Raw genomic sequence first — 23,131 nt, 5'->3', positions numbered from 1 at the left:
CCGAGATGGTGTCGTCACCCGTGTTGACGGTAAAGGTTTGGGCGACTGTGACGTTTAAGGTTGGATTGGCTGCGTTGCCTTCATCCGTTAACTTTGTTGGCACGATATCGACGTAGTTGCCAGAGGCGTCAAGTGCGGCAACCGTATACGTCCCGTCGTTCTGAGCCGTACCGGAAACTGTAAATTTTGATCCAACCGTCAGCGATGACAGCGCATCTGAGCCGAGGCTGGCAGCACCCACCGTAATGCGGTTGTTAGCGCGATCAAATGTAAGATCTGTAAAGTCCGCTGCCGTAAGGGTTGATCCGGGCTGGGTAATGTTGTCCGTGATGTTGGAGACGGTAACGGTGTTGGCGGCACCTGAGGCCGCCACGTCTGTGGCTGCGGCCGACACCGTGTATGGCACACCCGCCACGTCTGAAACCAAGTCGATCGCCCCGCTGCCGTTTGCCGTTGCCGTGACCAGGGGGGCGAGTGTGGCATGGGCGTTGATTTGGCCGAGAATATTGTCACGAAGCGTGGTGAGCGTATCTGTGGCGCCAGCCGTTGCGCTCAACGTGATGCCGTTGATCGAAACACTGAAAATATCGCCCGTGCCGATGCCACCCGCCATGGTCACTTTGTCGGCTTGCGCGACGTTGTTGCCCGGCTTGGTGAGAATGGCGGCGGCATTGTTGGCCTCATTGGTGAGCATCCGAGTGCCGATTTCGATGGTGGTGCCGCCATTGGTCACAGCGTTAACCGTATAGGTGCCGTCGTTGCTGCCCGTTCCGGTGACGTTGATGGTGGAGCCCACGGTAACGTTTGCAAATTGTGCTGTCGATGCCGTAATGGTGCTGACGCCAGCGGTCGCGGTATTGCCATCTCCATCTTCCAAAAACGTCAGCCAGTTGGTTTGACCAGAGGAATCTCTGTCGAGCGTGAAGTTTTCCGTGCTGGCCGTGCGGGTGGTGGGATAAGTTACAGAAGCGCCGTTATATTTTTCCTGAAAATCAGCCAGATTAGTGAGCCCCAAATCCATGGGAACCGTATCGACGCGACCACCGGAAAACACAAATCGTCCGCCAACAGAGGTGTTGATATAAGCTTGCATGGACAGCATAGCGTTGAAGGCCAATTGTTGGATGTTGTCGGTACTGAGCTGGCTTTTGGAGGTCGAGCTTTTGTAAGACGTGAGCTGTGACTTTAAGTCCGTCACGTTTGTTAACATGCCTTCAAGCGTCGATTTGACGATATTTAAACGCAGGTTCATGGTTTCATTGTGCTTCATGTACCCCGAAATGTTGTCACGGGCGGCTTCCAGGCTCAGCAGGTACTGCGAACTTTTGGAAATACCTTTGTAATCGGCGGACACGTTTTGCGTTGTCACCTGATACTGAAGATTGTTGAGGCTTCGTTGTGTTTTGTTGAGGTAGCTCACCAGTAAGTTACTTGTGGCGAGATTTGCAATGCGATCTGACATAATCAGTTACTCCCTTCCACACGAATTACTGGAATATGCGTTCGAGTGAATCGAACATATTTTGGATGACGGAAGCAATTCGGGCCGCCGCCGAATAAGCTTGTTCGAACAACATCAAATTTGACATTTCTTCGTCCAAGTTGACGCCTCGGAAGTTGTCGGACTTGGACTGCAAGCTGAGCGTCAAACTTTCTTGATAGGCTTGTTGACTGTCGTTGGCGTCGGCAATTGTTGCATTGTAGGACACGATGCTTGTCGCGCGGGCCGTAAACGTTAGAGACGAAGACCCAAGGGCGCCTGCTGAGTCAAACGCGTTGGCTGCGGCAAAAACCTTAGACATGGATTCGATGACGCTGTTATCGCCCTTACTGCGATAGTACTCTCCCACCACACCTTTTGTCGAATCCCACGAAACCGCACCGGTAGACACCAAACTGGGGGTGGAAATAATATCATTACGTACGTGCAGTTGGGTGCTGACCCGAACGTCAGCGCTGTGCATGGCTGTGTCTGTCAGTAACGTGTCGGCTGCAGCTTGAGTGATGGTGAAATTGCCGCCATCGTTGCTGGACAAACGTAACCTGCTGCCGGACCCGTCAGGAACGATGGCTGCTGTAACACCCGCCGCCGTCGCTGCGTTGATTTTCGTGGCAATGTTGGCCAAGCTATCGCCAGCGGCAATGGCAATGTTGGTCGACGTCGTGCCGTCATAAACGGTGAGCGTGGCTGCCGAGGCGCTGAACGAGTTGGCCATCACTTCTGTTTCCCAAATGTTGTCGGCGTTATCATCGACAAACAAATCGTTGAGACCGAAGAAATTGGAAAACCCGCTTACGGTTTCATCAATCACCGTGTCGCCGTTCGCATCAAATTGAATGGTGGCATTACTGGCTGTGCTGCCGACCGGGGCAGGAATGGTTCCCGCAGTGTTGACCTCGTCACGCATGGCCATGTAATAGGTTGTCGAGTTGAGGTCGATTTCCAATTTTTTTGTGGTTGAGTTGATGGCGACGGTGGCGCTGGGTGTGCCACTGGCCTGCAACCAGTCCTGCATCGCCGATGCGACTTCAGCAATGTTCCACGGACCGTTCGCCGCGGCTGCACCTGACCCATAGCTTGCCGAGGCCATAATCGCTTGCACGGTCGTGGTGTTGAATTGATTTCCAGAGGCATCAAACAACGTTATGCGGGTGTCGGAATTGTTGGCGAATGTGATGGTCTGCTCACCAGCCGCTGGTGCCACTGCTGCTGTTCCCACATTCAAAAAGGCGCGGGTTCCGCTCATGGTGGAAGAACCGGGATACGGCGCTGTTTGGTTGTGCACCAAATTCATCACGTCGCGCAACTCGGCAGCCAATTCATCAATTTGACTTTGCAAGTCGGTCAAGGTGTTGTCTCGTAAATCGATCAACCCCTTAAGCTTGCCGTCGCGCACTTCCGAAGTGATATCGTTGTCGGCAATTTGTGGGCCGACGTAAATGGGACTAAAATCGCCTTCCGCATGGGTGGTGGTGGATGTGACCGAACTGGCGGCATTGTGGGCTGTTGCGACGGGTGAGTTGTCAACCAAGGTCCGTCCAGCGGTGGTGAACACCACGACATCACCATCGCCCCGATAGAAGTATGAGATATCGATGTAACCCGCCAATTCGTCCAATTTGGCATCGCGTTGATCGCGCAAATCGGTGACATCCGCCCCGGTTGTCCCATTTTGAATGATCTTGTTGTTCAGGCTCACCAAGTCGCTGGAGAGAGAATTGATCAGGCCAGCGACCTGCGCAATATCGGTGTCGGCTTGGAGGCGCAATTCTTGAGTCGTAGAGCTCATCTGTTCGAGCTTGAGCATCACGTCCTGGGCTTGGCGGACAAATTCGCTTTGTTCCAACGTTTGATCCGGTGTCACCGCCAAGGCTTCCATAGCTTGACCTAACTCGGTCATCACGTGGGAGATCGAGGTGTTGTCCCCAGGCGCGCCAAACACATCTTGCAAGCGTGAAAAATAGCTTTGCTGTGCGTCGTATTGATTGAATGAGCTGATCTCTTTACGCAGGCTTTTCAAGAGCCCTTCATCAACGGCACGGGTGACTTGGGAAATTTGCACGCCTGCGCCGGTTCCGGCAACGACGCGCTGTTCCAAATGCACGATTTTACGTGAATAGTTGGCGGTGTTGACGTTAGCGACGTTTTGCGCAACGGCATCCAAGGCACTTTGGTTTGCGAGTAGGCCGCTTTGTGCCGTATACAGTGCTTGGGTTAGGCTACCGGACATGAGAACTTCCTTTCTGGCTGTGTCTCGCTACACGCATTTTTACGTTAGAGCACTTCGTCCAATGCGAGGGATGGGGCCTGTTGTTTTGATGCGGAACCTGTTGCGCCGATGATGCCATTGGATGTATAGGCGCCGGTTCCCGGTTTCACTTGCTTTACAGAATCAGCCACGCATTCCATGAAACGGCGACTGACTTCTAGGCCGATTCTGAGCATGCGCTCGTTTTCGACGATCAACTCGGCAACACGATTTCCGACGCTGCGCAACTGTTCGATGGCGATGAGATCATCGTCGTCGTAGAGGCTGCGATCTTCTTCATTCTTCATGCCGAAGACACGAATCTCATAAGCGCGACTGAGCGCGGTTTTGCTTTCCAGCAATTTCTGAACGACATCAAATCGATTGTTTTGCAGGGCCGCGTTTTCTTCTTCCAGCAAGTCGGCAAGTTTGCTGGCGATGAACAACAGGTCTTCAATGCGTTTGCTGGCGTCCATATTACTGTGCCTCCTGTAATCTGAGCATTTCCGACATTACGGAATCGGCAAGGCCGATGCCACCGGCTTTCGCCATGGACTTGCCGTATTCGTCGACCATCAGCGAACGCCACATGCCTTCTGCCTGACCGCCGCCAAAGGGGCCGTCGGTATCAATGGATTCAAAGACCGGCTTCAGCATTTGCGATAAAAACACGGCTTCGAACTCTTGTGCTTTTTCACGCATTTTGTTGAGGTCGGTCGTCTTGGGCATGGTGGGCAGAGCACGGCTCTGTTCCATTGCGGTGTGAACGTCCATTTGCAGTGCGCTGGCCATTACATCACCTCGATTTCAGCTTGCAGGGCACCGGCCGCTTTGACCGCCTGCAAGATGGTGATCATGTCGCGCGGGCCGATGCCCAGCGCGTTTAGGCTGTTGACGAATTCTTGGAGCGACACGCCGTTTTGAACGACGGCCAATTGTTTGTCGCCACCCTGATCGACCTGCACGTTGGTGCGGTTAACCGTTGTGGTGGTGCCGGTTTGCGAAAACGGACCGGGCTGCGAAACTTGCGGTGTTTCGGTGATGCGAATGGTTAAGTTGCCTTGGGCGATCGCCACCGTTGAGAGGCGGACATTTTCACCCATCACAATCACACCGGACTGTTCGTCGATGATGATGCGGGCGATTTGATCCGGCTCAATGCGCAGCTGTTCGATGTCCGTCATCAAATTGACCACTTGTCCTGAATAAGCCAAGGGGACTTGGATTTGCACGGTGCTGGGATCGGTGGGTTGCGATGCGGTGGTGCCCAAGAAGGCGTTGATGGCTTCGGCAATGCGCCGTGCCGTGGTGAAATCGGGATTGCGCAAGCTCAGCTTGACGTTTTTCATGGTGTCCATGTCAAAGGCGATTTCACGTTCGACGATGGCCCCGTTGGCGATGCGTGCGGATGTCGGAACGCCCTTGGTTACGGTTTCTGCTGCGCCGCCAGTGGTGAACCCGCCGACCGCCACTTGACCTTGGGATACGGCGTACACTTCGCCGTCTGCGCCCATCAAAGGAGTCACCAACAAGGTACCGCCCAAAAGACTTTTTGAATCGCCCAGGGCGCTGACGGTGACATCAACCCGCGATCCTTTGGATGAAAAAGCCGGAAGCGCTGCGGTGACCATGACGGCGGCAACGTTTTTGGAATCCAGACCCGCGTCGGTCGGCTTTACGCCTAAGCGATTGAGCATGGCTTGCAGGCTCTGCTTGGTGAAGTGGCCGGTTTTGATGGAATCACCTGTGCCATTCAGGCCGACGACCAGTCCGTAGCCGACCAGCATGTTGTCGCGCACACCTTCAAAATCGACAATGTCTTTGATGCGTGATGATGCATTCGCCGGGGATGCCCATGCCAACAAAATCAAAATGAATAAGCTGGCAAGTCCTGCACTCAGTGCTTGCCAAAACATCACGCGCGTTTGCGCGGTGATTGGCATTTTGAGGCCATTTAAGGGCGTCTCGGCCAGGGTTCTGAAAGCAATTGCGCGGTTCATCGTTCTATTTCCCGTACTGAAACCCTTTGGTGGGTTACTGTTCTCAATGCAGCGTTGTCGCTGCTTTGGGTATATCAATGCGAATATCGTGCCACATAATAGATGTATCTAATACATTGATATTATTGTGTTTTATGTTGTCGAAATGGCAAATGCAAAGCCCCCGCAGGGCAGAGGCTGCCGTGTGGGGGAAAAAACTGCCGGGTGAAGTCAAAAAGGCGAATTGGAGATGGGGATTAGCGCTTCAGATCACGTGCGACCATGAGCATTTCATCAGCGGTGTTGAAGACTTTTGAGGCCGCATTGTAGGCGGTCTGCGTCGTCATCATCTTGGTGAACTCTTCCGCGATGTCGACGTTCGACAACTCCAGCGCATTGGGGGTGAAGGTGGCGTATCCATCTACACCCGCAGAGACATACGTCACATCGCCGGATTCTGGACTTATGGCATAGACGTTGCCGTTTCGGGCCTCTAAGCCATCGGCATTGGCAAAAACACCGAGGGAAAGCTTGTACACATTACGGAAGGTGCCGTCGTCAAAGTTACCGACCACGTTGCCGGATTGGTCGAAGGTGAAGGATTCCATGCTGGCCGACGCAAAACCGTCACGCGAATAGCTCACAGGCAGAAAATCGCCGTAAAATTGGGTCATGTTGGAAATATCCAACGTTATTGCCGATGTGCTACCGCCTGCAAACGAAAGTGTCAAAGGCAGGGTGGCCGGAGCCGTAACCTTGCCCAATGCGTTAAACGTAATGGCCGTAGCTGCAGTCGTTTGTGTGTTCGGTACATTGGCTGTGGTGGTGAGTACCCCGGCGGTGTTGTCTGCCGTCACGCCGCCATTTGTCGCGTTGACAGAGGTCGTCAAAACGGTTCCTGCCGTTACGGCAGTGATGGTGATTTCACCCGTTGCCCCTGCCGCCGCGGTGGCCGTGGTGTTGAACTGAGGATCGGTGTTCATCTGGTTGATTAAAGCGTCGCGAACAGAATCTATGCTGCCTTCTGCACCATTGGTGGTGTAGGTGGTCGTTTTCCCATTGATGGTAACGCTATAGATGTCGCCGGCTTCAATGGTTGGTCCCGCCAAGGTGATGGTGTCGACTTGAGCGACTGGGCTCTGCGATGTGGTGGTTGTCACCTGCCAGGCATTGGTCCCCGTTTTGGAAAAATTCAGCTTTGCCGTTTGTGTCGCTCCGGCGCTGTCGACCAACGAAATATCGTATTGATTGATGTGGTTGAGGGTGTCGGATGCGGGTAAATTCAAATTTAGGATGCCGCTGGTGGTGGCTTCGAATTGATCGAGGAAGGTGAACTGATCCACACGCAGACTTGACGGTGTGCCGGAGGTGGTCACAGTGCCGTTGGTATACGGCCAACCTTGAACAAAATAGCCATTTTTATCGGTGAGATAGCCGTCTTTTGTGGTCACCGTTGTGCCGCCGATACCTGAAACGGAGATGTCGTTTACCGTGTCGATCTCGAAGCTGCCATCTCGGGTAAAAAGAGAAATCCCGGTGCCATCTTGTTTTGAGTTGAGCACAAAAAAGCCTCTGCCGCTGATGGCCACATCGGTTTGCGATGTGCTGCCGACGACGACACCTTGTTGGGTGATGGTGGAGGTGTCGGTTGGGCGTACGCCGCCGATGTCAGAAAGGTGTTGTAGCGATCTGCTGAGCACGGTCGTGAAGTTCGTGTCTGTTCGCTTATAGCCGCCCGTGTTCACATTGGCCACGTTTGTGCCAATGTTATGCAGTGCGTGAGCTTGACTCATCATCCCAAGTACGGATGAGGAAAATCCACCATAGAGGGCCATCGGGCTTCTCCGCGTTTACGCATTTGCCTGCGACGGATGTGTCGCGGCTTTAAATCTGTCGTAAACATAGCAAGAAGGATGCCAGAAGCCTCGTGTCTCTAGTGTGTTGAAATGTATGAAAAAATTATGACGTTTGAGGGCTGGGCTCGGCAAGCCTTGCCGCACCAGGGCGGGAGGGGAGAGGTTTTGAGCAAAAATTGCCGAGTTGGGCCGTCGTCGTTCGTTAAGAAAGGGCGAAGGCAAACACTTGTTTCGGGTCAGCCCAAACCGTTACCGTGGCACCGGGTTCGGGCTTCATCACTCCGGGGACGCGCACGTGCAAAATGATCTCGTTGTCGTCGCTCAGACCTTGGCCCGGGGTGCGAGGCACGCGGATATGCAGGTGGCTGGAACGGCCCAAAAGATAGGTGTCCACAACGTGACCCGTGGTGGTGCGGCACGTGCTTGGCACCGTGTGATGTGCGTCCAATGACACGTTGATACCTTCCATACGGACCAGCACTTGGGCGGGTTCGCCATCGGGGATCGATGGGATCGGAAACGCGCCAAAAGGCGTTTCCAATTGGCCTTTTTCGACCACACCTTCAAAATGATTCATCGCCCCGAACAGTTCTGCGACAAAGGCGCTGACCGGGTGGAAGTAGGTTTGCACAGGGGTGCCCGCTTGAACCACTTTACCGCTCTTCATCACCACAATGTGATCGGCCATAAACATGGCTTCTTCAGGGTCGTGGGTGACCATCAGAACCGCCACGCCGCATTCTTTTAAAAAGTTCAGCGTGTCTTCGCGCACTTGCGCGCGGCGGGTGACATCAAGGCCGGAAAACGGTTCGTCCAACAGCAAAATTTCAGGTTCGGGTGCCAAGGCGCGCAGCAACGCAACACGTTGTTGCTGGCCCCCGGACAAAACATGGGGATAGCTGTTGCGATGTTTGGCTACGCCCATGCGTTCCAAGCCAGCGTCGATCCACGTCCGACGTTCAGGGGTTAGGTTTCTGATGCCAAAGGCGATATTTTCATAGACGTTGAGGTGTGGAAATAAAGCGTAATCTTGAAACATCAAGCCGATGCCGCGTTTTTCCGGCGCTAGGCACAGCCCGGTTTTACCGTCGCCAACCATACGCCCTTGCAGATAAATCTGTCCGTCCTGGACTTTTTCCAAGCCCGCCGCCAAGCGCAGCAAGGTGGTCTTGCCACACCCACTGGGGCCTAGAAGACACGTCAATTTTCCGGCCTCAGCGACGATCGATACGTCTTTCAACACTTCTGTCGCGCCAAAAGCGTGGCGTATGCGTTCCATCATCAATCCGGTGGTCACGGGCTGACCTCCTGAACCGGGGTGGGGATGTGCTGTGGGGCGGCGTCTACGTGTTGGGTGTGTCCTGCGCGGGCATGGGCGATCGTGATGGACAGTAACACCACGGGAATAATCCCCGCAGCGACAATCGCCAAGGCCGCCAATGCGGCCTCGGGCAGCAGTTCGTCAGAAGCGTACTGGTGCACAAACGTCGCAAGGGTTTCAAAATTGAACGGGCGCAAGACCACGGTCATGGGCAGTTCTTTCATGCAATCGACAAACACCAACAATGCCGCCGTCATAATCGAACCTTTCAGCATGGGCAAGTGAATGCGTTTCAGCGTCGACATCGGCCCTGCGCCCAAAGTGCGGGCTGCACCATCCATGTTGGCGGTGATTTTGGCCAGTCCTGATTCGACAGAGCCAAACGACAGCGACAAAAATCGCACCACATAACCAAAGGTCACAGCGATCACAGTGCCGGAAAAAATCAGCCCCGTCGAGATGCCTATGTGTCCGCGCGCCCAACCGTCGATGGTGTTGTCCAGCCAACCCAGATACATCAAAATACCAATTGCCAAAACGGCACCGGGCACCGCGTAGCCGAGCGCTGCAAAGCGCGTCACCCCGTTGATCCAGCGCACTTGGCCCAAACGCAGGCTGTAGGCCAAGAACACGCCCAACACGATGGTGATTGCCGCCGCTAGGCCCGCCAACAGCAAGGAGTTGAAGGTAAATGTCCAAAAATCGGCGGCCAGGGTTTCTTCATAAAAGTTCAGCGCATAAGAGCCCAACACCCACGCCGGGACGCCAAAGCCCAACGCGACCGGCACGGCACAGGCCAAAAACGCCAGCGCTGCCCAGGGGGCGGATAATTTAAAACCGGGTAATGCACGATTGTGGGTGGTTGTGTTGTGGAATTTTTGTTTGCGTCGGCCGTAGCGTTCCAGCGCGATCAACACGATCACGAACAACAACATCATGCACGCCAATTGAGCAGCACCTGACGGACTGTTCATGTTCAGCCACACATCAAAAATGCCCGCCGTAAAGGTGGCGACGGCAAAAAAATCGACCGTGCCAAAATCGTTTAGGGTTTCCATCATAACCAAACTTACGCCCACCGCGATTGATGGGCGGGCGAGAGGGAGTGCGACTTTGAAAAAACTTTCCCACGGGCCTTTGCCCAGCGTGCGACTGGCTTCCAGGACACAGATGCTTTGTTCTAAAAAAGCCGCCCGCGCCAGCAAATAGACGTAAGGATACAACACCAAAGTCATCATGGTGATGGCCCCGCCGAGGGATCGAATTTCAAAAAACCAATACTGCGAACCGTTGGTAAAACCAAAGGTTTCACGGATCAAGCCCTGAACGGGGCCGGAATATTCCAACAAGTCGGTATAGACGTAAGCAATCACATAAGCGGGAACCGCCATGGGAATCAGCATGGCCCATTCAAAAATACGTTTTCCGGGAAACCGGCACATGGTGACCAGCCAGGCCGTGCCGGTGCCAAGAACAAAAGTGCCAAAGCCAACGCCGGCCATCAGCAAAACCGTGGTCAGCGCCAAGCGCGCCAACACGGTGTCGACCAAATGGGCCCAGATGTCGCCAGATGAATTGAGCGCCAGCCCCACCACCCAAAAAATCGGCATCGCGATCAATGCCGCGATCACCACTGTGCCAAAAGCCCACACATCAAACTTTAAGGTTTTAAAGCCTTTTGGTTCATTCGCCGTGTAGAGGGGCGGTTCTGGATGCTGGAGGGTGCGCGTCATCAAAAGTCCGATGTGATAGGGAGTTCAACCCCGTGAAATTCTGACCGACGGAGATTTCACGGGGTTGATTGGGTTTAATGGTCGAAACCCACGGTGTCCATCATTTTTGAGGCATTGCCATGTTGCGCAACGATGTCCGACAAGTTGCGATCATCGGCTTTGAACGTCCCCCAGGAGGCCACCAGCGGGTCAACGGCCACGCCGTCTTTCAGCGGGTATTCAAAGTCGGCGGCGGCATACATGGCCTGGGCCTCATCAGATGACAGAAACTCCAGGAATTTAACCGCTTCGTCATAATGCGGCGCACTTTTGGTGATGGCGGCGGCCGATACGTTGACGTGGGTGCCACGGTCATCTTGATTGGGGAAGATGATGTTGACGCTGGCGGCCCATTCTTTTTCTTCAGGCTTTTTGTCGTTGGTTAGCATTTTGCCGAAGTAGTAGCTGTTGCCCAGCGATACGTCGCATTCGCCTTCTTTGATGGCTTTGACTTGGGCGCGGTCATTGCCTTGGGGGCGGCGGGCCAAATTGGATTTGACGCCTTCGGCCCACGCTTGGGCGGCGGCTTCGCCTTTGGCCGCGATCATGGACGCCAGCAATGAGACGTTATAGGGGTGCTTGCCCGAACGGGTGCACACCCGGCCCTTCATATGCGGTTTGGCTAAGTCTTCGTAAGTTGTCACTTCGCCCGGTTTTACGCGTTCCTTGTGGGCGTAAATGGCGCGGGCGCGCATGGTCAGACCGGTCCACATATTGCCGGGGTCGCGATACTGGGGCGGGATATTCGTCATCAAGGTTGGACTGGTGATCGATTGCAAAAGGTTTTCGTCTTGAAATTCGGCGATTTGGTTGACGTCTGCCGTCAGCACCACATCGGCCGGACTGTTTTGTCCTTCTGCTTGTAAGCGTTGCAGCAAACCTTTGTTGGCAAACACAGCCTGGACTTTGGTGCCGGTTTTGACTTCATAGGCCTTGAGCAGCGGTTCGATCAAAAATGCCTGGCGGTAAGAATAGACGTTCAAAACGTTGTCTTCAGCATGACCCAATGCTGGCGATAATAGCAAAGGTAAGGCTGTTGCGATGCTCAACAGCGACAATAATAAGATCGGTTTGCGGTTGGTTGAGACAGACTGAAACATGGGAGATATTCCTGTTGTTTGTTAGCTTTCGGGAGATCGAAGAGGAAACGGAGTGTAATCCTTTGAAAAAATTAAATTTACCTTTGGAATGATTTGATATTGATAATTATTATCAGCGCATGATCCAAAACATACCTCAATTGATAACCATTATCAACACCAATAAGGAATCTTTATACGGTCAGAATGGCGCCGTATGTCGATTGAACAGAACATATTGTTTTTGTTGGTTCTTATGACCGCTCTGGGGAAGCCATACGGGTCTGAAGAGGGGGCGTTCCTCTGTGAGAACGGTTTGCCCGGCAGCATTCCGTTGCGGAATTGGCAAGTTCTCGTGTGACGGTTTTCATTTGCGGATTTGGCTCAGATGAAAAAAGGTGTGTATCAACGGATATTTAACCGTGTAGGTTCATGCTCTATGATGTTTTTATTCTTTTGAGTCTCGGCAAGGACAAAGTAAGCTCACGCCATGAAGGTCGGAAACGTAAACCAAGGCAAAGGCGTTGACGCGTCGAAACGCAAAAAAGGCGTTTCGGGGTCGGGTTCGTCTGCGTTTGCCGATCAGTTGCGCGGCGCTTCCGACACGTCGGGAACGAGCCAAGCGGAACCAACGGTCTCCGATAACTTTGCCGTCAGCGGCGTGGATGCGCTGTTGGCTATGCAGGAAGTGGGCGATGGAACCGATGGACGGTCAAAGCGGCAGGCCCAGTTGTACGGCGAAGATTTGCTGGATCGTTTGACGGCTTTGCAAGACGCACTTTTGCGCGGTGCCATCCCCAAACAAAACCTTATGGAACTGGCCAAACGGATCCGTACGAGTCGCGCCAAAGTTCAAGATCCGAAGCTAAACGCCATCTTGGACGCCATTGAACTGCGCGCCGAAGTTGAAATCGCCAAGTATGCGCGCACCAGTTGATCATCCGTTGATCGCTTCGCAAAGACGTGTCTAGACGACTGTGAGGCCCGATTTTAGCGGAATTCTTGATCTTTTTCCGGTCCGTTCAGGACTTTCCCCAGCCCTTAAAACGCGATTTTATCCACAACCTGGTGAAACGCCTCTTGCTTAGTGGCGACTGCTTTCATATATTCCGCGCGAAATCCACCACTGGGGGACATAGGTAGCATATGAACGTCACTCTTCCTCCCGATTATAAGCCCTCTGCTAAAGAGGACTTTATGAACCCGCTGATGCTTGCGTATTTCCGCCAGAAACTTCTGGATTGGAAGAATGAGTTGTTGCGGGAATCGAACGACACATTGGAGCATCTGCAAGAAGGCGGGATTTTAGAACCCGACATAGCGGATCGCGCCTCCATCGAAACGGACCGTGCTTTGGAATTGCGCACTCGCGACCGCGCGCGCAAGCTGATCGCCAAGATCGACGAAGCGTTGGAACGGATTGCCGATGGGTCTTACGGCTTTTGTGAAGATACTCACGAACCGATCTCCATCCCGCGTTTGGAAGCCCGTCCCATCGCGACGCTGTCCATTGACGCGCAGGAACGTCATGAACGTATGGAAAAAACTCACCGCGACGACTGACGATTGGGTTTGGTTGGCGGTTAAATGATTAAAGGCCGGAGCTTCGCTCCGGCCTTTTTTTTATTTACGTTCTAGAATTCGGTGCAAAAAAAAGGCCGGTGCAAAAGCACCGGCCTGAAGTTGGGTGGCAGGGGCGGCGAACCGCCACTGCCGAACGGGAACGATCAAATCTCAGAACGGGAACAACGTATCCCAGAGCTGAGTTCCCCAGCGAGGCTGCTGGAGATTGCTAAGCGTGCCGCGACCGCCATAAGCGACGCGCATCTCGGCAATACGGGTGTGAGGGACGGAATTGTCGGCATCGATGTCGCCTGGGCGAACGACGCCTGTCAGTTCCAACTCACGCATTTCAGAATTCACCATCAGTTCTTGACGGCCCAAGATGACCAAGGCGCCATTGGGCAGTATCTGTGTGACCACCGCAGCGAAGGTGAGGCTGATGGTTTCTTTGCGGTCAATCGTGCCATCGCCAGAGGTCGAATGGTCATTGCCGAAGTTACCAGCAGCCGTAGGGCTGAAGTCTCTGGGCAGATTGTTTTTTGCCAGCTTGGTTTCAAACCCCAACAGATTCGTGACGTTGGCGCTTTCACTGTCCGCGCGGGTGCGTTCGGTCTTGTTTGCCATCACCGCGCTATCGGAAAGATCCAGGCTTACGGTCAGGATGTCGCCCACTTCTTTGGCGCGGTTATCCTTAAAGAAGGCCCGTGCACCGGGACGCCATAAGGAGTTGGGGTTGTCCTGCTCTACCACGGGAGTCGGCATGGGCATGCTGACGGGGCGATAGTTGGGCATGACGGTCGGGTTGGTGATCTCCGACAGCTTTGGGCCTTCACCGATTTCCGACAGCCGTGATATTGTGTTGCATCCACTTAAGGCACCAACCAGGAAGGTGATAAGCATAACGCCCTTGAGAGTGGAGATGGTCCGTTTCATGGTCTCTCTCCTATTCTAGCGCATCGCCATGTTGACGGCCGGATCGACACGAACCTGTCCAGGTCCGGTGATAATGCCTTCAACTACGGTGCGGGTTTGACTGTTGGTGATGCGAACGGTGTCGCCTTCGGCGCCCGATTCAAGAGCGCTGCCTTTGGTGGTGAGGCGCATCGTCGGTGTCGACAAAATCAGGGTCACGCTGTCGCCCTTGGAAATGGCCTTGGGACGGCGGATGTCACCTTCTGTTACGGCTTTGCCGGCGGAAATGGAGCGCTTTGCCGCCATGCCGATCAAGTGACTGGCATCCGTAATAGCGTTGCGCGCCAGACGCGCTTGGGGCATGTCGATCCATTTTAAGTCAGCTTGTTGAATGACGTCGCCGCCCATCATGCGTTTGGCCAAGACGGGCACTTCGGTCATGTGTTCCAGCCGACCTGTGACACGCAGACGTTCATCTTTGCCCGTGCCCCACGCGAGCACGGCGCTGAACCGTCCGTTAGAAGGCTCAAAACTGATTTGGTCCACGCCCAACAGGTAGTCTTCACCGACCGGGAGGTGAAGGCGGAACGAACGGTTGGAGAGCACAGCGCGCGATGAGGCATCACCGCCTTCGGCCACCAGACGCTCAAACAAGATGTCTTCAACTTCGGATTTGCTGATCACCTGGCTTTCGCGTTCCACGACAAGACGTTCTGCCGTCGACCTGGGACGCCAATTTAATTTAAACGCGACGGCAATTTGTTTCAGCCACCGTGCGTCGAATACGGCGCGCGATCCCGGCCGCGGGGCATAAGCGATGACGCGGTCAGCGTACTTACCGCTGCCTTGAAAGGCTTCGCCTAGGCGAATAACGCCGTCTTGGACCACGATGTGGTCGTTGAGCGCGACGATATTTAAGTCGGGGCCGTCCACCGCTGTCATGTCCTCTATTTTCTGAGAGGTGTCTGTGGTTTGGCCAGTGATGCTGGCGGCCATCGCTGGCGCGCCGAACATAACCACAAAACCTAAGACCAAACTGATGTGTTTCATAACGTCCTCCTTACCTCAGCGACGTCAAGGTGCCCATCATGTCGTCCGAGGTCTGGATGACCTTGGAGTTCATTTCGTAGGCGCGCTGGGCTGAGATCAAATTGGAAATTTCTTCCACAGCATTAACGTTGGAGGTTTCCAGGAAACCTTGCAAAATGGTGCCATAACCGGTGGTTCCAGGGGCGGCCGTGGTGGCGTTGCCTGAAGCCGGGGTTTCCAGATACAGGTTAGAACCAATAGATTCGAGCCCCGCATCGTTGGCGAAAATCGCAGTCTGGATTTGACCGACGTTGGAATAGGCCACCTGACCATCCAGTTTCACCAGCACTTCGCCCGACGTGTTGATGGCAACGTCTACGGCGTTGTTGGGAACCGTAATGTTGGGTAGCACCGGATAACCGTCGTGGGTCACGATGGCGCCGTCCGCATTCAGCTGGAAGGTGCCGTCGCGGGTGTAGCCCGTGTCGCCGTTGGGCATCTGAACCTGAAAAAATCCACGTCCTTGGACCGCCAAGTCGAAGGCGTTGTCAGTGGGGTTCAAGTTGCCCTGTTCGTGGATGCGGTAAACGGCCGCAAGCTTCACGCCCAAACCAATCTGTACGCCGGACGGAACGATATCGCCCGCATCCGAAGACGTGGAGCCGACACGACGCAAGTTTTGATATAGAAGGTCGTGAAACTCTGTGCGACGTCGCATAAAGCCGGTGGTATTCATGTTGGCGAGGTTGTTCGATACAACTTCGACGTTGCGCTGTTGTGCCAGCATACCTGTTGCTGCAATGCTTAACGATCTCATGGTTCCCGTCCTTTCGCTCTTTGGCGTTTTAAGCTTGTGTATCGGAGGCCCGGATTGTGTTTGGGGGCCTCAACGATGAATTAGTTGGAGCCGAATTTGGCCAGTTCGTTGATGGCCTTGCGAATGCGCTCGTCTTCTTTTTCCATCAGGGTTTGTACCCCTTTGTATTGACGGCTCACCTCGATCATGCGGGTCATTTCCATAACACCTTCGACGTTGGATTTTTCCAGGGCGTTCTGGACCACCTCAGGATTTGCCGCAGGTTGTGGTGTTGCCGTCGTGGTGTAGAGACCGTTGCCATTGGGGACAAGGTCTTGGCCATTGTCAAAGACGACAACTTGCAGTTTGCCGACTGGGCCGTTCTGCGTGGATATGGTTCCGTCACCGGTCACGGTGATGTTGTTGTCTTCGGGGGCAAAAAAGAGCGGTGTCCCTGCGTCGGTCAAAACGGGCAAGCCTGACTGCGTAACCAATTGACCGGAGTTGTCGAGGCGGAAGCTGCCGTTGCGGGTGTATTGCTGGGCCCCGGTTTGGTCTTGGACGACAAAATAGCCCTTGCCATGGATGGCGACGTCGAGGGGGTTGCTGGTTTGCTCGATGGGGCCCGCGTTTAAGTCCCGATACGAAGCGACGTCCCGGGTGAAGGCCAGTTTTTGGTCGGCGATAAAGTCACCCGATTTGGAGCGCTCCAAGTGGTCAACGAACATCACCCGCTCCGTTTTGTAGCTGGTGGTGTTCATATTGGCCAAGTTGTTGGCGATGGTGCTCAATTCCCGGCGTAATGCACCTTGGCGTGACAACGCAATATATGATGTAGTTTCCATCTGTCTTGCCTTTGGTTCTGATCGTGTTCCGTTTGGCTTTATGTCACTGCGTGAGCAGCGCTGCCTTTGCCATAACTGTATGCAGGGACTGTGCCAAAACATAAAATTGTTCAATAACAATGCGTTGCGTGGTGTTTTAGGGGCGAGTTTCGGGGGTAGAAAGGGTGTGTCGGCAGGCCATGCCCGGCAGAACTTGCCGTTTTTGTGTCGGTGGGCGTAGGATGGCTAAAGGACGGTTGAGATCCGGATTCGCACCAAAATATGGAACCGGGGCGCTTAAGGGCCTTGAGCACATGGGGGGGAACCCCTTGGTTTTGTTGAAGAGATCAACCCCTTGTTAACCATCCGCACCGTATTGTGATGAGCTGAGGTATCTTAAGGCTCTGCCCAGGTGCGGGCTGGGGCGCAGGTGGGAGCTTCATGTGCGTGTAACGCGCCTGCATGGAAGCCCTGATTGAACGAGTGAACGCAAGACGCGGAGACGGCATGGCCGACGAAGAGCCAGAAGAAGATCTAGACGACGACGGTGCCGAAGGCGAAGAGGAAGGCGGAGATGGTGGCTCCGGCCGGAAACGCTTGTTGATCGTCGTGGCCGCTGTGCTGGTACTGATATTGGGTGGTGCCGCCGCGGCCTATTTCACCGGTCTTTTGCAGCCGGTTATCGATATGCTGTCCGGCGGAGAAAATGCGGCTCATGCCCCAGAGGGGGACCAGGCCAAGGTGATCTCCGGAGATGCGGTCTTCTACGATTTAGAAGAGATGTTGGTGAACATCAATACGGGTGGGCGAAAGTCGGTTTATTTGAAAATTCGCGTCAGCTTGGAATTGGAAAGTCCCAGTGATATTGCCGTCGTTGAACAAATGATGCCGCGCATCATTGATAACTTTCAAATCTACCTGCGTGAGCTCAGGGTTGAAGACTTAAAAGGTTCGGCCGGTATGTATCGGTTGCGAGAAGAATTATTGAAACGTGTTAGCGTGGCCGTGGCTCCCGCCAAGGTCAACGACGTATTGTTTAAGGAAATGCTTGTCCAATAGGACGGGTAAAGGTTAGGCAGAGATCATGACTGCGCCCGGTGACGACGTTGACCAAGATGCCATGGCTGATGCCTGGGCTGCCTCCATGGGCGGAGATGATGCCGATGGCGGCGGTGGTGGTGACGATGGGGACGATCTCGCCGCCGAATGGGCTGCCATGCTGGATTCCGGAGATGGCGGCGGCGGTGGCGGCGGTGGCGGTGCCGCGCCACGTGAATCCACCCGCGTTCTCAACCAAGATGAAATTGATAGTCTGCTCGGTTTTGACGATGAGCAGGACGACGGCGATCAAAAATCGGGCATTCAGGCCATCCTCAATTCGGCCTTGGTGTCTTATGAACGCTTGCCGATGTTGGAAGTCGTTTTTGACCGTCTGGTGCGTCTGATGTCGACGTCGTTGCGAAACTTCACCTCCGACAACGTCGAAGTATCGCTCGACAACATCACCTCAATTCGGTTTGGCGACTACCTGAACTCCATTCCATTGCCGGCCATGTTGTCAGTGTTTAAAGCCGAGGAATGGGACAACTACGGTCTTTTGACGGTGGACTCTTCGCTGATTTATTCCATCGTTGACGTTTTGCTGGGCGGACGCCGCGGTACGGCGGCGATGCGTATCGAAGGCCGTCCTTACACCACCATTGAACGATCCTTGGTTGAACGCATGGTGCATGTGGTTTTGTCTGATCTGTCGGGGGCGTTTGAGCCGCTGTCGCCGGTTACGTTCCGTTTTGATCGCCTGGAAACAAACCCTCGTTTTGCAACGATTTCAAGGCCTTCCAACGCCGCCATCGTGGCGCGCCTGCGCATTGACATGGAAGATCGTGGTGGGCAGATGGAGCTGATGCTGCCTTATGCGACCTTGGAGCCGGTTCGCGAGTTGCTGCTGCAAATGTTCATGGGTGAAAAGTTTGGCCGTGACAGCATCTGGGAAACTCACTTGGCCGAAGAGCTGTGGATGACCGAGGTTGAACTGGAAGCGGTTCTCGATACCCAAACCATGCGCTTGGGCGATGTCTTTGATATGAAAAAAGGTTCGCACATCGATCTTGGGGCAACCCCGCAATCGCAAGTCATGCTATTATGCGGTGATGTTCCCATGTATCTTGGGCGTATGGGGCGAAGAGGCGATCAAATCGCCATTCGCATTGATGGTCGTTATGAAAAACCGAAAATTGACTGATGAAAACCCAAAGAGGGAAGGCGTGAAAGCGCTCGTGAGGTAAACGTGCAAATTGCGTTCATACTTAACGTTATCATCGCGCTGTTGTTGGTGCTGACGATCATCTATGCGGTGCGTCTGAACCAGCGTTTGGCTCAATTGCGTAACGACAAAAACGAACTTCAAGAACTTGCCAAGATCTTTGCCGAAGCCACCGACAAGGCCCACGACAGCATCCGCGAACTCAAGGGGTCAAGCGATGCTTTGCAAGCCGAAGTGGATAAGGCCGAAGTGTTGCGCGACGATCTTGCCTATTTGGTGGAGCGCGGATCACGCGCCGCAGACCAGATGGTCTCCGCGGGGCGCCCGGCCAAGACCTTTGGTCAAGACCGGATGCAGGGTAACGATCGGGATATGGATGATGAAATCGAAGGTGACGGCCGTTTGATTGAACAGGCCATTCGCGCCGCCTCTGCCCCCCAAGGCGGGGGGCGGACAAATGGTCGTTCCGAGAGGAACGCCGACAGAATGCCGACCAGAACTCCGGAAAAATCCCCCTCTCAACGGGCCGGTGGCAATATGTTTGCATCTAAAAACAAACCGTCCAGGCCTGAAAACGCTGTCGATCCATCTGTTTCAAAGCCGCGCGTTAGCGGTGGGCACCCAGGACCTCTTTCGGATCAACCCCAGTCTCAGGGCCCTTCCGGTTCCCCGACCCAGCGCTTGGGTGGAGGCTTGGGTGGCTTAAAGCCCAACGATAAATTGTTGGGTGATCGTTTGCTCGCCGACGAACCTGGTTCCATCGGCGATACAGACGCGGCACGTGAGTTGCTTAAAGCGCTCAGTTCGATGAAATGATGTTGGCGTGAAATGTTAAACCACGGATATGGCACAAAAAGCGATGAGCATCGGTAAAATAAACCCCATTCGGCGCCCGGCGCATTCGGAAGACCAGGGCGTTCCTGATTTCGATTTCGACGATCAGCCCCGCAAAGAACCCAGCTTTTTGCGCCGGGTGGTGGTGAAAATTCGCCTGTTGCCGATGGTGATCTTTTTTTGCACGCTGACCCTGACGGTCCGTGTGGGCGATATTTGGGATGGTTTCGACAGCTTTTTCAATGGCACGGTTTCGGTCAGCAGCACCGAAGCGATTGCGCAAACCGCCGCTCAAACACCGCCGACAGGCGCTTCTGTACCAGCGCCAGGAGCGGTTCCATCTGAATTGCAGGTCAATGATGGGGGGGATGCGGACACGGGTGGTGGAACCAGTGGCGGCAGTGGCGGAGGGATGAGCGAAGAAGATCGTGCCGCCGTCGCCGCAAGGATGCTGGCGGATGATCCGACCTTGTTGACCCAATCGGAAATCGATTTGTTGCAAAAGTTGGCTGAACGGCGCGTCGAGATTGATTCGCGTGGCCGTGAGTTGGAAACCCGTGAAGCCCTTTTGGCGGCTGCGGAATCGAGAATTGACCAAAAAATATCTGATTTCAAGGCCTTGCAGGCGACGATTGAGAGCCTCATTAAGACGTATGATGACCAGCAAGATGCTAAATTGATGAGTTTGGTGAAAATTTACGAAAGCATGAAGCCTAAGGATGCGGCGCTGATTTTTGAAGATCTGGAAATGGACGTTTTGCTTCAAGTGGCGGAACGGATGAAAGAGCGTTCTCTCGCCCCGATCATGGCAAAAATGAATCCCGTTCGGGCTCGCGAAGTGACGGTTGAGCTGAATGCCTTGCGCAAGTTACCCGAACCGGGGGCTGTAGGGGGGTGAAAAGGTTGTGAAAAACGCTGGGGGCATATTCTAAAAGGTTGCGAACTGGGCGCGACTCCTTTACCTAAGTATATTGCAGCACGTCGTTCTTTCCCTTCGGGCCCTTTGTGGGTGCGTCGGTTGTGTGTCAGTATTTAGTTTTGCCACGTGCTGCTTACGTGTATGGGGTATTTGCCAGTTTGATGTTTTATTTGGTAACGGTAAACTAACGGTTTGCCATTTATGTTATTAACTGAGTGCACAACAAGGTGCGGCTCACGGGTTTGAGGCCATAGCCGGCCGGAAAATGGAGTGTTCACATGGCTGTCGACATGAACATGAATGTTCTGATCGTGGATGATTACAAGACCATGCTTAGGATTATCAGGAATCTTCTTCGCCAACTTGGCTTTGAAAATGTTGAAGAAGCGACAGATGGGACGCAAGCGCTTGAAATTCTTAAAGATTCAGGCGGTAAGTTTGGTTTGATCATTTCCGATTGGAACATGGAGCCTATGACCGGCATCGAATTGCTGCGTCATGTGCGTGCAGACGATAAGCTCAAGCATATCCCGTTTATTATGGTGACCGCTGAATCCAAGTCCGAAAACGTCATTACGGCGAAAGAGGCTGGGGTTTCCAACTACATTGTGAAGCCGTTCAATGCAGCCACCTTGAAATCTAAAATGGTCAGCGTGCTTGGTGACTTCTGAGGACGTGTAAGGAGCCCGTCATGGCCGGACGCAAGTCGAAAACGGCCACGGCTGAAAAGCCAAAGGCCACACGCAAAGCCAGCACCAAAACGAGTGCTAAGGCGGACGTTAAGGCTGGTGCAAAGGCTGATGTAAAGCGTGCCAATGTTAAATTGAAAGCACTAAAGGCATCCGGTAAAGCAGCGGGAACGGGTAAAACCAAGAAAACCCCGACGGCCCAATCTCTTGCAGGCGTTCGCCCTGCAAAATGCAAAACCAAAAGCTCTTTTGTCTCCATAGCCTCGGGGCGCAGGTCGGCAGAGATCGCGGACGTTTATGACGAGTTGGAACGTCTCGCGGCATATATTGATGCGGCAAAACGCGAAATTGCAGCCATTTCCCCCCATGATGTCAAAGATGAATTTTTACTCAGCGCCACCGATGAACTGGACGCGATCATCGAAGCCACCGCAACGGCCACAAACACGATTATGGACAGCTGCGAACTGGTCGAAGGGGTGATGGGCGATGTCACGGATGAGGTCGGCGCGAAACTGATGGACGCCACCACCAGCATTTACGAAGCCTGCACGTTTCAAGACATCACGGGCCAGCGTATCGGGAAGGTGGTTACGGCGTTGAAAAACATCGAAGACCGCATTGATGCATTGGTGTTGGCGCTGGGCGATGAATTGATTGCCCCCAAGGTTAAAAACAAAACCACCAAGCCAAAATCTGAGGCAAAAACGACACTCACTGACGCTGACCTTCTTGAGGGTCCTCAGCTAGGCGCTAAGGCCAAAAGCCAGGCTGAGATTGATGATCTTTTGGCTAGTTTTGACTAGGGTCATTGTCCGCCATGGGCACTGCGAACGATGAGATCAGAAAGATTCCTGATGGGGAATCGAACACCGTCGCCTTGTTTCTTGGGCTGTACTTGGTGGTGCTCGCCTTCTTCATTTTGCTGGTCACAATTTCCAAGGTTGAAGATACCAAGTCAAAAAAAGTGATGGATAGCCTCTCCAGTGCGTTCACCTCTATCGTGCCGCCCTCTGCTGATTTGCAAACGTTTATTTCAAAGGACGGAGACGTCTTGGCGGGCCAGGAATTCCAACAACAGGTTACGGGTATTTTTTCAACCGCGTTGGGGGTCGATAAGGTTGAAACGGTTCAGCCCGGACGTCAGATGCGTTTGGTGATGAAATCCGACAGCTTGTTTTTTAAAGACGAAGCGGGCATTCGCTCGGCGATGTTCCCGCTGCTGGATCGCACCGTGGCGGCGCTGTCCAACCGTCCGGCGGGCCTGCGCTATGATTTGGAATTTGTCATCGGCGCACCGACGGCGTCAGATGGCAAAACCATGGCCACAGAAGAAACGTTGGAGGTCCGCCGCGCCGGGGCCTTTGCCGAAGAAATGAACGCCCGCGGCATTCCGCCCGACAGTATCGCGGTTGGAATCCGTCCCGGACATGTCGGTGAAGTGATGATCTGGTTTTACACCCGCGACGTTGAGAAGACCAAATTGAAATTTTCTGAGGAGGATCGGTTAAAACGCGCTCAATAACGCTTGATGCGCTCCTAATCG

At 53.9% G+C, this 23,131-nt stretch carries 22 protein-coding genes; 9 read left to right on the top strand and 13 right to left on the bottom strand.

The annotated features are described in order from the left end of the window. The 9 genes from BEN30_RS04215 to BEN30_RS04175 all read right to left on the bottom strand — a co-directional run. A partial coding sequence (locus tag BEN30_RS04215; RefSeq protein ID WP_139134835.1) for a hypothetical protein occupies positions 1-1,462 on the bottom strand: 1,462 nt, incomplete at its 3' end. 25 nt (positions 1,463-1,487) lie between these two features. Then, entirely contained in the window at positions 1,488-3,731 is a 2,244-nt protein-coding gene (gene flgK, locus BEN30_RS04210) for a flagellar hook-associated protein FlgK (RefSeq protein WP_084004998.1), read from the bottom strand. A 44-nt stretch (positions 3,732-3,775) separates the two neighbouring features. Then, entirely contained in the window at positions 3,776-4,225 is a 450-nt protein-coding gene (locus BEN30_RS04205) for a hypothetical protein (RefSeq protein WP_069957087.1), read from the bottom strand. Between the two features lies 1 nt (position 4,226). Beyond that, on the bottom strand, positions 4,227-4,541 hold the full coding sequence (locus tag BEN30_RS04200) for a rod-binding protein (RefSeq protein ID WP_069957086.1): 315 nt from the start codon (positions 4,539-4,541) through the stop codon (positions 4,227-4,229). Then, entirely contained in the window at positions 4,541-5,665 is a 1,125-nt protein-coding gene (locus tag BEN30_RS04195; protein ID WP_245648982.1) for a flagellar basal body P-ring protein FlgI, read from the bottom strand. The genes BEN30_RS04200 and BEN30_RS04195 overlap by 1 nt, the downstream gene beginning before the upstream one ends. 320 nt (positions 5,666-5,985) lie before the next feature. Beyond that, positions 5,986-7,563 (bottom strand): flagellar hook-basal body complex protein, encoded by a 1,578-nt coding sequence (locus tag BEN30_RS04190; RefSeq protein ID WP_084004996.1) that lies wholly within the window; start codon positions 7,561-7,563, stop codon positions 5,986-5,988. A 223-nt stretch (positions 7,564-7,786) separates the two neighbouring features. Next, positions 7,787-8,881 carry an ABC transporter ATP-binding protein gene (locus BEN30_RS04185; protein ID WP_069957084.1) on the bottom strand — a complete coding sequence of 365 codons (1,095 nt, stop codon included), beginning with the start codon at positions 8,879-8,881 and terminating at the stop codon, positions 7,787-7,789. Beyond that, on the bottom strand, positions 8,878-10,638 hold the full coding sequence (locus tag BEN30_RS04180) for an ABC transporter permease (protein ID WP_069957083.1): 1,761 nt from the start codon (positions 10,636-10,638) through the stop codon (positions 8,878-8,880). The genes BEN30_RS04185 and BEN30_RS04180 overlap by 4 nt, the downstream gene beginning before the upstream one ends. A 74-nt stretch (positions 10,639-10,712) precedes the next feature. Continuing rightward, on the bottom strand, positions 10,713-11,777 hold the full coding sequence (locus BEN30_RS04175) for an extracellular solute-binding protein (protein WP_069957082.1): 1,065 nt from the start codon (positions 11,775-11,777) through the stop codon (positions 10,713-10,715). A gap of 469 nt (positions 11,778-12,246) precedes the next feature. Here BEN30_RS04175 and BEN30_RS04170 point away from each other — a divergent pair, with 469 nt between their 5' ends. Then, positions 12,247-12,693, top strand: a complete 447-nt coding sequence (locus BEN30_RS04170) for a flagellar assembly protein FliX (protein ID WP_069957081.1) — start codon at positions 12,247-12,249, stop codon at positions 12,691-12,693. A 209-nt stretch (positions 12,694-12,902) separates the two neighbouring features. After that, the gene (dksA, locus tag BEN30_RS04165; protein ID WP_069957080.1) at positions 12,903-13,319 is read left to right on the top strand and encodes an RNA polymerase-binding protein DksA; all 417 of its coding nucleotides are present in this window, start codon (positions 12,903-12,905) and stop codon (positions 13,317-13,319) included. Between the two features lie 171 nt (positions 13,320-13,490). Here dksA and flgH read toward each other — a convergent pair whose 3' ends face one another. The 4 genes from flgH to flgF form a co-directional block, all read right to left on the bottom strand. Beyond that, entirely contained in the window at positions 13,491-14,252 is a 762-nt protein-coding gene (gene flgH / locus BEN30_RS04160) for a flagellar basal body L-ring protein FlgH (RefSeq protein ID WP_069957079.1), read from the bottom strand. A 15-nt stretch (positions 14,253-14,267) separates the two neighbouring features. Then, a complete protein-coding gene (gene flgA / locus BEN30_RS04155; protein ID WP_069957078.1) occupies positions 14,268-15,281 on the bottom strand; it encodes a flagellar basal body P-ring formation chaperone FlgA in 1,014 nt (337 codons plus the stop codon). A 10-nt stretch (positions 15,282-15,291) separates the two neighbouring features. Then, a complete protein-coding gene (gene flgG, locus BEN30_RS04150) occupies positions 15,292-16,077 on the bottom strand; it encodes a flagellar basal-body rod protein FlgG (protein WP_069957077.1) in 786 nt (261 codons plus the stop codon). 80 nt (positions 16,078-16,157) lie between these two features. After that, the gene (gene flgF / locus BEN30_RS04145; protein WP_069957076.1) at positions 16,158-16,901 is read right to left on the bottom strand and encodes a flagellar basal-body rod protein FlgF; all 744 of its coding nucleotides are present in this window, start codon (positions 16,899-16,901) and stop codon (positions 16,158-16,160) included. A gap of 486 nt (positions 16,902-17,387) precedes the next feature. Here flgF and BEN30_RS04140 point away from each other — a divergent pair, with 486 nt between their 5' ends. The 7 genes from BEN30_RS04140 (at position 17,388) to BEN30_RS04110 (ending at position 23,110) form a co-directional block, all read left to right on the top strand. Next, positions 17,388-17,939 (top strand): flagellar basal body-associated FliL family protein, encoded by a 552-nt coding sequence (locus BEN30_RS04140; RefSeq protein ID WP_069957098.1) that lies wholly within the window; start codon positions 17,388-17,390, stop codon positions 17,937-17,939. 25 nt (positions 17,940-17,964) lie between these two features. Further along, positions 17,965-19,122 carry a flagellar motor switch protein FliM gene (gene fliM / locus BEN30_RS04135; RefSeq protein WP_069957075.1) on the top strand — a complete coding sequence of 386 codons (1,158 nt, stop codon included), beginning with the start codon at positions 17,965-17,967 and terminating at the stop codon, positions 19,120-19,122. 45 nt (positions 19,123-19,167) lie between these two features. Continuing rightward, positions 19,168-19,959, top strand: coding sequence for a DUF6468 domain-containing protein (locus tag BEN30_RS04130; RefSeq protein WP_069957074.1), 792 nt, complete (start codon positions 19,168-19,170; stop codon positions 19,957-19,959). A 43-nt stretch (positions 19,960-20,002) separates the two neighbouring features. Next, positions 20,003-20,875, top strand: coding sequence for a MotE family protein (locus tag BEN30_RS04125; RefSeq protein WP_139134834.1), 873 nt, complete (start codon positions 20,003-20,005; stop codon positions 20,873-20,875). 299 nt (positions 20,876-21,174) lie between these two features. Next, the gene (locus BEN30_RS04120; RefSeq protein WP_069957073.1) at positions 21,175-21,567 is read left to right on the top strand and encodes a response regulator; all 393 of its coding nucleotides are present in this window, start codon (positions 21,175-21,177) and stop codon (positions 21,565-21,567) included. 20 nt (positions 21,568-21,587) lie between these two features. Further along, positions 21,588-22,391, top strand: a complete 804-nt coding sequence (locus BEN30_RS04115) for a protein phosphatase CheZ (protein WP_084004992.1) — start codon at positions 21,588-21,590, stop codon at positions 22,389-22,391. Between the two features lie 14 nt (positions 22,392-22,405). Next, on the top strand, positions 22,406-23,110 hold the full coding sequence (locus BEN30_RS04110; RefSeq protein ID WP_069957072.1) for a flagellar motor protein MotB: 705 nt from the start codon (positions 22,406-22,408) through the stop codon (positions 23,108-23,110). The last annotated feature ends 21 nt before the right edge of the window (positions 23,111-23,131 follow it).

Origin of the sequence: Magnetovibrio blakemorei, from assembly GCF_001746755.1 — a bacterium.
Taxonomy (GTDB): Bacteria; Pseudomonadota; Alphaproteobacteria; order Rhodospirillales; family Magnetovibrionaceae; genus Magnetovibrio; species Magnetovibrio blakemorei.
The sequence above is the reverse complement of the archived record's forward strand: the minus strand, read 5'-3'. Positions and strand labels throughout refer to the sequence as shown.